Source organism: Aeromonas sp. S15(2024), from assembly GCF_041402265.1.
In the GTDB taxonomy this organism is placed as follows: Bacteria; Pseudomonadota; Gammaproteobacteria; order Enterobacterales; family Aeromonadaceae; genus Aeromonas; species Aeromonas dhakensis.
The window spans coordinates 287,343-300,506 of the sequence record NZ_JBGLQY010000001.1 but is presented as its reverse complement, the minus strand read 5'-3'; the positions used below and the strand labels follow the sequence as shown (position 1 = coordinate 300,506).

The following is a 13,164-nucleotide window of genomic DNA, read 5'->3' as shown; positions in this document are numbered from 1 at the left end:
GAAGACAGAAACCGGCGCCCAGGCGCCGGTTTTCTTTTGGTGAACACGAATGCGTTGTCGTCAGCCGAGCAGGCTTTTCATCAGGCTCGAGATGCGGGCCGCCAGCTCGTTGAAGCAGGGTCGGCGCACCGAGTAGTGGCGATAGAGCAGCGCTATGGTACGCCCCGGTACCGGATCGATCACCGGCCGGTAGCTGACGCCCCCCTCCTCGGTATTGGCAGGCACCGCGAGCCTGGGTACCAGCGTCATGCCGCTGCCGGCCGCCACCATGTTGCGCAGCGTCTCCAGGCTGGTGCCCTTGAAACGCTGATCCTCGCCGATGCCGGCGGCAAAACAGAAGCCCATCGCCTGATCCCGCAGACAGTGGCCATCGGCCAGCATCAGCAGCTTCTTGCCCTTCAGATTGCTGAGCGGCACCGCCTTGGCCCTGGCCTCCGGATGCTGCTCGGGCACCGCCAGCCACATGGGCTCCTGATAGAGAGGGATGGAGCCAAACCCTTCCATCCCCTCCAGTTCGGCCAGGATCAGGCAGTCCAGCTCCCCCTCTTCCAGCCGTTTGAGCAACACCTGGGTCTGCTCTTCATAGAGGTAGAACTCCAGCTTGGGAAAATGTTCGCGCAGATCCTGGATGATGTGGGGCAACAGATAGGGGCCGACGGTGGGAATGAAGCCGATGTGGATCTCGCCGGACATGGGTTCGGCAAAGTGCTGGCCTATGCTCTTTAGTTCGCGCACCTCTTTGAGCACCTTGCGAGCCTGCTGGGCCATGGCATCGCCAGCCGGGGTAAACAGCACCTTGCGGGAGGTGCGCTCGATCAGGATCACTCCCAGCTCATCCTCCAGCTTGCGCAGCTGGCCGCTCAGGGTCGGCTGACTGACGAAACAGCGCTCCGCCGCCTTGCGAAAGTGCTTCTCCTCTTCCAGCGCCACCAAATACTCGAGATCGCGAAGGTTCATACATCCAGAATCCTGCCAACCAATGGGGCCATTAGCATGCCCAAGAACGGCGGGAGGGACAAGGGATGGTGAGATTGGACAGACCATGCACAGGGGATAAATAAAACGGGCCCGGATCCGGGCCCGTCGGGTCAGCGTCGCCTCATCACACCCGGAAGCGGCGTACCAGCTCCTGCAGCTGGGTGGCCAGATGGTTCAGGTCGTTGCAGGCCTGCGCCATCTGGGTTGCCCCGGCCGCCACCTCTTCCGAGGCATGGCTGATATTGACCACGTTGCGGTTGAGCTCTTCACTCACCGCCCCCTGCTCTTCGGTGGCGGTCGCAATCTGGATGTTCATGTGGGAGATGCTCTCCACCGAGCCGCTGATCTCGGAGATGGACGCCCCCGCCTCGCGCGCCGTACTGACGGTGGAGTTCATCATGTCCTGACTTTGCTGCATTGTTGTGCCGGCCTGTTCGGCCCGCTGCTGCAGCTCGGCAATGATGGTGTTGATCTGGGAAGTGGAGTCCTGGGTCCGTTTCGCCAGGGTGCGCACCTCATCGGCCACCACCGCAAAACCGCGCCCCTGTTCCCCGGCCCGGGCCGCCTCGATGGCGGCGTTAAGTGCCAGCAGGTTGGTCTGCTCGGCGATCCCGCGAATGACCTCCAGCACCATGCCGATGTTGCGGCTGTCGTCACCTAACTGATGAATCACCACGGCGGTGCTCTCGATGGCACCGGCCACCTGCTCAATGCGCTTGATGGAGTCGTTGACGGTGCGGGCCCCCAGCTCGGCGGTGCTGCTGGCAGCGCTGGCGGCACTGGCGGCATCGCTGGTGTTGCGGGACACCTCCTGCACCGTCGCCTGCATCTCGTTCATGGCGGTGGCCAGCTGGTTCAGCTCGTGCTGCTGGCTGTTCATGTTGTTGGCGGACTGACGGGCCACCGCGCTGATCTCCTCGGCCGCTGAGCTCAGTTGCACCACGGAGCCGGAGACTTCACTGACCAGATTGCGCAAGTTTTTCTGCATCTCGCCAAAGCCCTTGGCCAGTTGACCCAATTCGTCATTGTTGAACTGGCTGGTGTCAAGATGGGTCGCCAGATCACCTCCCGACACTTTACCAACCACCTCCAGCAACGCGTTGACCGGGCGCTTGATCTGTTGAGTCAGATACCAAGCCACCAACACCACGAAAAGCAGCGTCACGAGTCCAATCGCTATGCTGAGCAGTTTGGCTGACTCATATGATTGCTCACTGCTGGTATGCATGGCACTACCAATGCGGTCGTTAATCTCGCGCAACGTCATTGTGAGCTGAGTGGTCTGGTCTAACGTAGTGCGGGTAATGCCATCCCGATACTCGCCAATCTTGGCACCTTCGTTGTTCATGACCGCTTGATACAGCTGATCATGGGCGCTGAAGTAAGCCTCTCCTGCTGGTTGCAAGGCACGATAGGTCTGCTCTTCTTCTGCGTCGTTGAAAGCCAAACGGCCATAATCCGACAACGCTTTTAGAAAGCGAGCCTTGGCATCCGAGAAACTGTCGTTCCGTTTGGCGATATCCGCCTGGTCATTGTTGGTCAACGCAATGACCATGGCCAGTTCGGCTCGACGCGCATCCAGCAGCGCAACGTGCATTTGGCTGGCATAGCGAATGGAAGGCACCAGGTTATTGACAATAAGCTGAGTGTTCGCATTCAGGTAGGAGAGCCTGGAGATCCCAAATCCGGCGATGACCAGCACCAATAATGCCAACACCGCAAAACCGGCGCTCAACTTCTGACCTATAGACATATTTTTGAACATGATTGGTATCCTTGGCGGCTAGACGCAAGCCCCTGACATCGAACGTCCGGGCTATCCCCATAGAGCATAGCGCGATGATTGCAAGCGGATGATTTTCATACTATCCGCGGCTCAATATATCGCCCTTCACGGGGATAGCATGAGGGCCGCCCAGGCAGGAAAATCCACTCAGGACTCATCCGGCCAAGATTATCTTCGGCAGGATACCAATTCCCCTCTCAGCGCCCCATCAGCTGCTGGATATGGCGGGCAAATGCCTGCGGCTCGCCCAGGAAAGAGGACGCTGACAAGGGCGTTACCTTGTCCCCCTGCACCAGCCCCAGAGTCGGGTAACCCTGCCCGCCGAGACGACGCATCCAGACCTGGCTGTCCGCCAGATGGCTTGCCAGATCGACCGCCTGATAAGCCTGCACGAAGGCCTCCTGCGCAATGCCCTGCTCCGCCGCCAGGCTGGTCAGATGCTCGAGAGAACCGAGCCAGATGCCATCGCGATAGTGGGACTGCTGGATGCGGTGCAGCATCACCAACCCATTGCCCCCCAGGGATGCCACCGCCAGGATGGCGCGGATCGGCTGCTCCGAGTCCAGCAGCAGCCCATCGCGCAGCAGCAGCTCGTTGAAATAGCGCTCGCCAAAGGGCTGACCGGTCAGCGCCTGGATCCGCTCGTCATGGGGGCGCACATAGTCGCGCAGCGCCTGACCCATGGCCTGGCGGCGACCACCCAGCCAGAGGCCGCCGGCATGCAGTTCGATCTGCAAGCCGGCGACATCGGCCGCGGCTTTCAGCAGCGGGGCGGCACCATAGCACCAGCCACAGAGGGGGTCATAGACATAATGGAGGGTTGTTTGCACTTCGTTCATCATCATTCTCGCTGCAATTCTGGATAAAAAACCGGGCCCTAAGGCCCGGTAAAAAAACACAGGGAAGTAGGCGTCAGGGGGTTACCACTTCATCTCGCCGGTATTGACCTTGGCACCGATGGCCAGACCATCGTCGACCGGCAGGGACGGGTAAGCCTTCTTCAACGCTTCAATCAGCTGCCCGGAGTTCTTGGCCTTGGCCAGCTCCTGCTCAAAGCGCTCTACGTAGTCACGGGTGAAGGTCACGGCTTCGGTACCCTTGGGCGCAGTCCCCAGGAAGTGACCCGGCACCACGCGCTCAGGCTTCAGCGCCAGCAGATTGTTCAGCGCCTTGACCCAGTTGCTGCGAGCGACCTTGGTCTGACTGTCCGCCATCCACACATGTACGCCGCTGTAGACCGGCACACCACCAAAGGCAGTCTTGATGGATGGCGCCCACAGGTAGGCATTCGGAGTGTTCATCTCCTTGATCTCGATCTTCTCGCCATCCAGGGTCAGGTGGCTGGCCGTCATCACTTGCGGTACGGTCAGGCTCTTGGGTGCACCCTTGCCCAGAATGGGGCTCCAGTAGCTCAGCTTGGCATCCTTGGTCTGGTTGATGTGGTCAACCACATGCTGGTCGGCCAGTACCTTGACGTCGGGGAACGCGGCCATGACAGGTTCCAGACCGAAGTAGAAGTCGGGGTCACCGGCACTGATATAGACGGTGGTCAGTTTCTTGCCGCTCTTCTTGATCATATCCACCAGCGCCTGACCGTTTTGCACGTCAAACTGGGCATCGATCAGGATCGCCTCCTTGTCACCGGCCACCAGGGAAGAGGAGACCGGGAAGATGGCCTTCTCGCCAGGGTTGTAGACAGTTACGGTCAGCGGGGCGGCCATGGCGGCACCGCTCAGCAGGGTGGTAGCCAGGGTCAGATTGCGGATCAGGGTATTGTTCATCGGGTATTCCTCATCAAGTCATCAGGGGTTCATCAGATGGACACAGTTTATTGGATCACTTTCGGTACAAATACAGCATAATGAGCGCATCACTGTTGCATTAATCGAGCATATAGAGAGCCTGAACATGGATCGACTGACCGCATTGCGGGTCTTTGTCAGCGTAGTCGAACAGGGCAGCCTGAGCGGCGCCGGGGAGAAACTGGAGATGTCGCGCGCCATGGTGACCCGCTATCTGGCGGAGCTGGAGCAGTGGATGGGGGCACGGCTGCTGCACCGCACCACTCGCCGGCTCAGTCTGACCGGCCCGGGGGAAGAGGCGTTGAACCGGGCCCGGGCCATGCTGGCGCTGGGGGAAGAGATGGAGCAGATCGCCGTGCGCGGCGACGAGGCGCCCAAGGGGCAGCTGCGCATCACCAGCAGCTATTCGCTCTCGGAAGCCCTGCTGGTGGGGGCCGCCAACGACTACCTGGCGCGCTATGCTGGCACCGCCATCGATATCCTGCTGCTGGACCGGACCGTCAACCTGGTGGAGGAGCGGATCGATCTCGCCATCCGCATCACCAATGATCTCGATCCCAACCTGGTGGCCCGCCGGCTCGGCACCTGCCACTCCGTGGTCTGTGCCAGCCCGGCCTATCTGGCCAGGCACCCGACGCCGCACAAGGTGCAGGAGCTCGCCCTGCACAACTGCCTCACCTACACCTATTTTGGCAAGAGCCTGTGGGAATTTCAGGGGCCGGACGGGCCCGAATCTGTGCCGGTCAGCGGCAACCTCAGCGCCAACATCTCCAACCTGTTGCTGGAGGCGACCCTGGAAGGTGCCGGCATCAGCCTGCAGCCTCGCTATTCCGCCCAGCCCCATCTCGAGACCGGCACTCTGGTACCGCTGCTGGAGCAGTGGCAGCCCAAGCGACTCGGCGTCTACGCCGTCTATGGCACCCGCAAGCAGATGTCACCGCTGTTGCGCAGCTTCCTCGACTTTATGGTGGAGCGAATGGCCGCCGACCCCATGTGGCGTGATTAAACCGGCATGAAAAAGGGGCCAGCAGGCCCCTTGCGTTCAATATGCCAGACTCGCTGGCCGCATTCAGGCTTCGAAACCGCTCAGCGGGGCCTCGGCCGGCGTCTCCTGCGCCACATCCAGGAAGATCTCCCGATATGCCACATAGATGGAGTAGTTGAGCGCCGGGATCACTACCAGCAGCCCCACCAGCATCAGCGCCGCACCAAACAGCATCAGGATGGCGGCGACTATGCCCCACCAGAGGAAGGGCCACATGTTGGTCAGGCAGCCTTTGAAGCTGAGCTTGGCCGCCTGCAGGATCCCCACGTCGTGGAAATAGATGAGCGCGGGGGCGAAGGTGATGGCCATCAGCACCGGGATCAGCAGCGCCAGCCCCAGCAGCAGGCAGAGCAGCAGCCCCTGGGCCTGGGCCGCCGTGACCACCAGGGATTCGGGATCCTGGGTCAGCAGGGAGGTAAGCCCCCACATGGAGAGCAATCCCAGGCAGATGAGACCGATCAGGCTGAACAGGGCCAGCACCAGCAGCCCTCCCAGCATCAGCGGCGTCAGCTTGTGGCGAAAACCGGAGAAGAAGTCGGCGAAGCGCAGCGGGTTGCCTTCATAGCCGTGGTGGGCCACCGCCACCCAGCCGGCGCCCCAGACCATGTAGAGCAACTGGGAGATGAGGCTGCCCGCCGGCAGGCGCTCCAGCAGCAGACCGACCGCAAACCAGACGAGAACCATGCCGACGCTGGCCCCCATCCCCTTGTTGAAGATATCGAAGCCGGACCGCACCCAGACCCAGCCACGCCCTATGGGGTGACGGGCGGGTGCTGTGCGCAGGGGGGACAATCCATTCATAACAATTCCTCGGATGAAAACGGCTGGTTGCCGATTCTAGAGCCATGGGGCCCCCGACTCAATGGCGGGCCGCCGTCGACACCGCAGGTGCACGTCATGGCTGCTTGTATCAGACGTTACGGTTATCATAAGAGACCCCTCTGCAAGGGGCGTTCACTTATTCAAGAGAATCCAAAATGCGTACATCTCACCTGGCGCCGCTGCTGCTGGCCTCCCTGTTGCTCAACCTCTGGCAGTGGCAAGCCGACCACTCCGCCGCCCAGCCGGAATCCGACGCCGCCGGCACCGCCCGCGCAGCTCAGTGCGACGCGTCAGCTTCCCAGAGCAACAGCCAGAACCCGGGGCAAAGCCTGCTGGCCAAGCTGCCCGGCAAGGGCCCCCAGAGCGAGCCAGCGCCCGCCCAGGAGGCGCTCCCCCCCAACCCCGAGCTGGAAGCCGCCATCAGCCAGTGGAGCCAGTCGAGCGAAGGGTCCGTGCTGATCGAACGGCTCTATGACGCCGAGCAGGGCAGCCAGCTCACCACCGTCTTCGATCGGCTCGACATCGTGGAGGACGTACGCGGCCAGGTGCAGGAGCAGCTGCGCGAGCTCTATCGCCTCGGCTTCGATCATCCCGACGCCTATGAGCAGGAGAGCCAGCGCATCTGGATCAACCTCAGCAACCTGCTGGGGGAGGATACCCGCACCCGACTCGAGCAGGAGATCTACTCGGGCGACACCAACCGCCTGCTGGAGATCCAGGGCCGCCTGGCGGAGCGCGGCGAGCTGCTGGCACCGGCCCAGCGCCAATCCCTGACGCGCCTGTTGAGCGAGGCGAACCAGCAGCTGGCCCAACAGGAGAGCGGCGATGCCGGCACTTATCTGGAGAACCAACGCGCCTATACCCAGCGGGTACTGGAGAGCAGCCGCGGCTTCCTGAGCCCGGATCAGCTCAAGGTGCTGCAAGACATGCTGGAGCTGGATCTGGTGCGCCAGGAGGTCTCGGTCCAGATGGAAGCCATCTACCAGCGCTTCCAGCCAGCCTCCTGATTTCGTTACCGTTTCGTCTTAGTCAACCCAGCCTGGAATCATCATGAGAGTCGTTTGTTGTCTATTGTTGCTGCTGGCCAGCCAGTCCGCCCTCGCCGAGGGCTTCATCAGCCGCCTGCTCAACCACCCGGTGCCGGGCGGTGTCGCCGTGGTGCCCCTTGGCAGCGAGGCGCAGGCCCCGACCGCCCGCTATCAGGACAAGCCGGTGCTGGTGGTGCGTGAAGAGGGCAAGCGCTGGATTGCCATCGTCGGCATCCCCCTCAAGAGCCAGCCCGGCCCCCACCAGCTGCAGGTGAGCGATGGCCGCACCCTCGGCTTCACGGTCGGCAGCAAGCACTACCGCGAGCAGCACATCAAGCTCAAGAACAGCCGTCAGGTCAACCCGCTGGCCGAGGACATGGCCCGCATCAACCGCGAGCTGGCGGAACAGACCCGCGCCTACCAGACCTTCAGCCCGACCCAGCCCAGCAACCTGCTGTTCGACAAGCCGGTGGAGGGCCCGCTCTCCAGCCCGTTCGGGCTGCGCCGCTTCTTCAACGGCGAGGAACGCAACCCCCACTCCGGTCTCGACTTCGCGGTCGGTGCCGGCACCCCCATCAAGTCGCCGGCAGCGGGCAAGGTGATCCTGATCGGCAACTACTTCTTCAACGGCAATACGGTGTTCGTCGATCACGGTCAGGGGCTCATCAGCATGTTCTGCCACATGTCGAAGGTCGACGTGAAGCTGGGCCAGAGCCTGCCCCGCGGCGGCATCGTCGGCCGGGTCGGCGCCACCGGCCGCGCCACCGGTCCCCACATGCACTGGAACGTCAGCCTCAACGACGCCCGCGTCGACCCCGCCATCTTCATCGGTGCCTTCAAGCCCTGAGGCTGGCTACCTGTCGCGCGCAGGCAGGGGCGTTCAAAATGAAAAAGGCAGCCGAGGCTGCCTTTTTCATGGCCGACTGACCACCTGTCAGGCAGCGCTGTGCTGGCGCGCCTCCCTGTTCATCGCCCGCCACATCACCAGTACCAGCAGGGTGCTGCAGGTGGGCAATGCCAGCCAGACGCCGGATACCCCCCAGAGGGAAGAGAAGCCCCACAGAAAGCCGCCGATCAGCACCAGCTTGCCGCCGGTGAGCAGGGAGGCGATACGGGCCCGGTTGATGGCCTGGAAGTAGGTGGCCCCCACCAGCAGCAGGCCCTCCATCGGCAAGCCCCAGAAGTAGAGCCAGATGCCGAGGCTGGCCACCGGCAACAGGGCCGCGTTGTCGCCGGCAAACAGGTAGACCACCCCCTCCGGCCAGAGATAGAGCGGCAGCATGCCGCACAGGGCCACCAGCAGCGTCACCCCGAGCGCCAGGTTGCGCACCCGCAGCACCCGTGCCCAGTTGCCCGCCCCGGCGTTGAAGCTGGCGATGGGCTGGATGCCCATGGCGATCCCCTCGAAGATGAGATAGAAGAAGGCCTCGCTATAGCTGATGACGCCGTAGGCGGCCACATGCAGCGAAGTACCGACCGAGAGCAGCGCCTTGTTGTGCAGCGCCAGCACCACCGACAGGTAGAGGTACATCAGAAAGCTCGACACCCCGAGTCGCAATGTCTCCCCCATCAGCCGCCAGTCGGGCCGCAGGGTGTCCCAGCGAATGCGCAGCTGGCTGCGCGGGGTGAAGAAGTGCCACAGGCACAGCCCCCCGGTCACCGCCTGGGAGAGCATGGTGGCGATGGCGGCCCCCGCCAGCCCCCAGGGGATCACCGCCATCAGCAGGTAGTCGAGCAGCACGTTGAGCACGCCGCCCCCCACCAGGATCCAGGTGGTGAGGCCGGGTCGCCCGTCGTTGCGCAGCAGGGCGGTAAAGGCCATGGAGAGCACCGCGAACACCCCGAGCCAGGAATACCACTGCAGATAGGCGTATCCGGCGTCGAAGATGGCCCCCTCCGCCCCCATCCACACCAGCATCTCGTCGCCATAGTGGATGCCGATGAAGGCGAGCAGCGCCGAAGCGATGAGCACCATCACCAGCGCGTTGCCGACGATGTGACGGGCCCTGGCCTGCTCCCCCTTGCCCAGATAAAACGAGGCGAGCGCCGAGGAGCCCATGCCGATCAGCGCCCCCACCGCATAGAGCACGGCGCAGATGGGGTAGGCCAGCATCATGCCGGCCAGGCCGTCCTGGCCCAGAATATGGCCGACGAAGATGCCGTCTATGGTGACATAGATGCCGGTGACCAGCATGGCGGCCACGGTCGGAGTGACGTAGCGCCAGAACAGGCGGGAAAGGGGGGCCGTGCCCAGATCGACTGCGGACATAGGATGCTCAATGGAGGGGAAAACGGCCGGAATGATAGCCAAAGCGGGCCGGGATCGCCCGTTATTTATGTTACAAATCATTAATATGGAAAACTTTACCCGCCCAGGCCCCTGCTTTAGGCTAGGGCGACTCCACCTGAACGGAAACGTGCGCCATGTTGCAACGCCTGCTCTCCCTGCTGCTCTGCCTTACTCTTCTCTCTGCCCTTGCCCAGGCCGATGACGCCATCACCCAGGTGGAAGAGCTGCTGCAGAGCGTGCCCAAGACGGACACCCCGGAGAACCAGAAGCTACGGGAGAGCTACCAGCAGGCGCTGCAATTTGCCCGGGAAGCCCAGCGCTATCGCGAGCAGGGCAAGGCCTATCAGCAGGTGCTCATCGACTATCCCAAGGAGTCGGCCCGCCTCAAGGAGAGCCTGCACAACTACCAGCCCCAGCCTCGCCCTGCCCTCTCCTCCCTGAAGGAGGAGGCGCTGCGCCAGGCCATCGGCCTGAGCAGCAACCGCCAGCTCAACCTGCGCAAGGAGCGCCAGGGGGTGATGGACAGCCTCAACCAGCTGGAGAGCACAGGCCAGGAGTATCACCTGCGGGTCGACGAGCTACGCAAGCAGTTGCAGCAGACCCGTGCCCTGCTCGATCGGCTCAGCTTCAGCAGCGAGTCTGACCGCCAGCAGGATGCCCAGCAGCTGGTGACCCGCCTCAAGGAGCAGAGCCTCTCCGACCGGATCCAGATGCTGGAGCTGGAGCAGCTCTCCGCCCAGCAGCGCAACGACCTGGGCAAGCTCAGGCTGCAGGAGCTCAACCTCGCCATCACCGACGAGGACGAGTGGCAGACCAGCCTGCTCAACCAGCAGAACCAGCTGCGCCGCGACAAGACAGAACAGGCACTGGCGGAGAGCGAGCGCCTGCGCAAGCAGCTCACCTCCGACATGCCGCTGCTGCTGGAGCAGCAACAGCAAAACCAGGCGCTCTCCATCCAGCTCGGCGCGCTCGAAGATCAGATTGAGCGGGTGCAGGACGAGCAGCGGGTGATCGACACGAACCTCTCGACCCTGAACGACCTGGTCAACTCGGTGCGCGAGCAACTGGAGTGGCTGCAGATCAGCAACGCCTACGGCGAAAACCTGCGCAGCAAGCTCTCCGACCTGCCCGCCTACTTCCCCCTCGACAAGCTGGAGTCGGCCATCGTCAACGCCCGCATGGCCAAATACCAGTACGAGACCGAGCAGGATGCCCTCAAGGATCCGCGTCAGCTGCGCGATCAGCTGCTGGCCACCGACGGCATCACCCTGGATCGCGCCCAGCTGGCGGTGCTCGACAACCTGCTCAAGGCCAGACGGCAGCTGCTGACCCGACTCAACGACGCCGCTGACAGCCTCATTCAGGAGCAGACCCGGCTCAAGCTGCTCTACAGCCGCCAGAACAGCAAGATCGACGAGATCCGCGAGCTCAGCGCCAGCCACCTGTTCTGGATGCCGGACGTGCGCCCGCTCACCCCGGCCGTGCTGCTCGGGGTGCCGGCCGCCCTCGGCCTTGCCCTCAACCCGGTCAACTGGTTGCAGCTGCCCCAGGCCATCGCCGAGAACAACCCAATCACCCTCACCTTCGCCGGCATCGGCATCCTGGTGCTGGCCTGGTGCTGGTTCAAACTGGCTCGCCACCTGACCCACTACAGCCAGTACATAGCGCCCCGCATCGGCAAGGTGACCCAGGACAAGTTCAGCCTCACCAGCCGGCTGCTGATGCGCTCTCTGCTGGCCTCCCTGCCGCTACCCGCCATGGTGCTGATGGTGCGCGGCCTGCTCGACGGCGCCTGGCAATACCCGTTCGCGGTGGCGGTGGCCCGTGGCCTCGGCGAGATCTGGTTCCTGCTGCTGGCGCTCTTGATGGCGCGTCACCTGACGCTGGAGAAGGGGATCCTGATCCTCCATTTTCGTTGGCAGAAGGAGCGGGTGCAGAAGGTGTGGAGCCAGTTTCGCACCCTGCTGCTGGTGATCATCCCGAGCTTCTTCGTGCAGGGCATGGCCAACAGCTATCAGGAGCACGCCTTCTACGACTCCCTCGGCCGGCTGGCCTTCATCGTCGGCGCCCTCTGGCTGCTGCTGTTCTTCGCCCGCCTCAACCGGGAGCGGCTGCCGCTCACCTGGGGCCAGGCCGACATGAGCAAGCCCCACCTGCTGCACCACTTCATCTGGAACAGCCTGATGCTGGCGCCGCTGCTGGCGGTGATCGGCTCTCTGCTCGGCTACTTCTATACCTCCCGCATCCTGCTGCGCCAGCTGGAGCTGAGCCTGCTGATGGGGCTGGGTTGCCTGCTCGTCTACTATCTGGCGCACCGCTGGATGCTGATCCAGCGTCGTCGCCTCGCCTTCGAGCGGGCCAAGAGCAAGCGCGCCGAGATCCTGGCCCAGCGCGGCCGGGAAGAGGGACACGACGAGCTCAGCTCCGAGATCCCGGATGTGGTAGAGGACACCGAACTGGACCTGGATACCATCAGCGCCCAGTCCCTCGGGCTGGTGCGCACCCTGCTGATGCTGGGCTTCACCATGCTGGTGGTGGTGCAGTGGTCCGAACTCAACTCGGCGTTCAGCTTCCTGCGCAGCATCGAGGTGTGGCAGGTGAGCAGCAAGATCGGCGGCATCGAGCAGGTCGTCGCCATCACATTGCAGGATCTGATGCTGACGGCCTTCACCTTCATCCTGACCGTGGTCACCGCCCGCAATCTGCCGGGCCTGATGGAGCTGACCCTGCTCCAGCACCTGAGCCTCTCCCCCGGCACCGGTTTTGCCATCACCACAGTGACCAAGTACATAGTGCTGGTGGTGGGGGCGCTGACCGGCTTCTCCATCCTCGGCATCGACTGGTCCAAGGCGCAGTGGATGGTGGCGGCCCTCTCCCTGGGCCTGGGTTTCGGGCTGCAGGAGATCTTCGCCAACTTCGTCTCCGGCCTCATCATACTGTTCGAGAAACCGATCCGGCTCGGCGACACAGTCACCATCCGCGAGCTGACCGGCACCGTCACCAAGATCAAGACCCGCGCCACCACCATAGTGGATTGGGACAGGAAGGAGATCATCGTCCCCAACAAGGCCTTCATCACCGAGCAGTTCATCAACTGGTCGCTGTCCGATGCCATCACCCGGGTACGGCTGCGCATCCGCATCGGCCTGACCCAGGAGCCGAGAAAGATACAGACCATTCTGGAAGAGTCGATCAAGGCCTCCACCCTGGTGCTGGAGACCCCCTCCCCCGAGGTGTTCCTGATCGAATTCACCGACTCGGCGCTGATCTACGAGATCCGGCTCTACGTGAACAGCATGGATCACCGCATGCCCATCACCCACGAGGTCCACTCGCTGGTGCTGGAGAAATTGCAGCAACAGGGGCTGGGGCTGCCGCACCAGCAGATCGACATTCGTCTGAGCCGGGCCTGA

General features: G+C 63.0%; 10 protein-coding genes. 4 read left to right on the top strand and 6 right to left on the bottom strand.

What is annotated here, in order from left to right:
• Nucleotides 1-60: 60 nt before the first annotated feature.
• The 4 genes from oxyR to ACB033_RS01400 form a co-directional block, all read right to left on the bottom strand.
• Entirely contained in the window at nucleotides 61-957 is an 897-nt protein-coding gene (oxyR, locus tag ACB033_RS01415) for a DNA-binding transcriptional regulator OxyR (protein ID WP_162519850.1), read from the bottom strand.
• A 145-nt stretch (nucleotides 958-1,102) separates the two neighbouring features.
• On the bottom strand, nucleotides 1,103-2,743 hold the full coding sequence (locus tag ACB033_RS01410) for a methyl-accepting chemotaxis protein (RefSeq protein WP_017764994.1): 1,641 nt from the start codon (nucleotides 2,741-2,743) through the stop codon (nucleotides 1,103-1,105).
• A gap of 218 nt (nucleotides 2,744-2,961) precedes the next feature.
• Nucleotides 2,962-3,609 carry a DsbA family protein gene (locus tag ACB033_RS01405; RefSeq protein ID WP_162519849.1) on the bottom strand — a complete coding sequence of 216 codons (648 nt, stop codon included), beginning with the start codon at nucleotides 3,607-3,609 and terminating at the stop codon, nucleotides 2,962-2,964.
• A gap of 75 nt (nucleotides 3,610-3,684) precedes the next feature.
• On the bottom strand, nucleotides 3,685-4,545 hold the full coding sequence (locus ACB033_RS01400; protein WP_042049717.1) for a Vmh family MBL fold metallo-hydrolase: 861 nt from the start codon (nucleotides 4,543-4,545) through the stop codon (nucleotides 3,685-3,687).
• A gap of 127 nt (nucleotides 4,546-4,672) precedes the next feature.
• Between ACB033_RS01400 and ACB033_RS01395 the strand changes: the two genes are divergently transcribed.
• Nucleotides 4,673-5,572 (top strand): LysR family transcriptional regulator, encoded by a 900-nt coding sequence (locus ACB033_RS01395; RefSeq protein WP_017764991.1) that lies wholly within the window; start codon nucleotides 4,673-4,675, stop codon nucleotides 5,570-5,572.
• Nucleotides 5,573-5,635: 63 nt separating this feature from the next.
• Here the strand turns inward: ACB033_RS01395 and ACB033_RS01390 are convergent, their stop codons facing one another.
• Nucleotides 5,636-6,412: a BPSS1780 family membrane protein gene (locus tag ACB033_RS01390; RefSeq protein WP_017781605.1), complete on the bottom strand. Its 777-nt coding sequence runs from the start codon at nucleotides 6,410-6,412 to the stop codon at nucleotides 5,636-5,638.
• A 176-nt stretch (nucleotides 6,413-6,588) separates the two neighbouring features.
• On the opposite strand from ACB033_RS01390, the gene ACB033_RS01385 reads away from it, so the two are divergent.
• Nucleotides 6,589-7,440, top strand: a complete 852-nt coding sequence (locus ACB033_RS01385) for a hypothetical protein (protein ID WP_139725045.1) — start codon at nucleotides 6,589-6,591, stop codon at nucleotides 7,438-7,440.
• Between the two features lie 43 nt (nucleotides 7,441-7,483).
• On the top strand, nucleotides 7,484-8,308 hold the full coding sequence (locus ACB033_RS01380; RefSeq protein WP_065016828.1) for a M23 family metallopeptidase: 825 nt from the start codon (nucleotides 7,484-7,486) through the stop codon (nucleotides 8,306-8,308).
• A gap of 87 nt (nucleotides 8,309-8,395) precedes the next feature.
• Here the strand turns inward: ACB033_RS01380 and ACB033_RS01375 are convergent, their stop codons facing one another.
• The gene (locus ACB033_RS01375) at nucleotides 8,396-9,730 is read right to left on the bottom strand and encodes an MATE family efflux transporter (protein WP_041203103.1); all 1,335 of its coding nucleotides are present in this window, start codon (nucleotides 9,728-9,730) and stop codon (nucleotides 8,396-8,398) included.
• Between the two features lie 155 nt (nucleotides 9,731-9,885).
• Here ACB033_RS01375 and mscM point away from each other — a divergent pair, with 155 nt between their 5' ends.
• Nucleotides 9,886-13,164 (top strand): miniconductance mechanosensitive channel MscM, encoded by a 3,279-nt coding sequence (mscM, locus tag ACB033_RS01370; RefSeq protein WP_139725044.1) that lies wholly within the window; start codon nucleotides 9,886-9,888, stop codon nucleotides 13,162-13,164.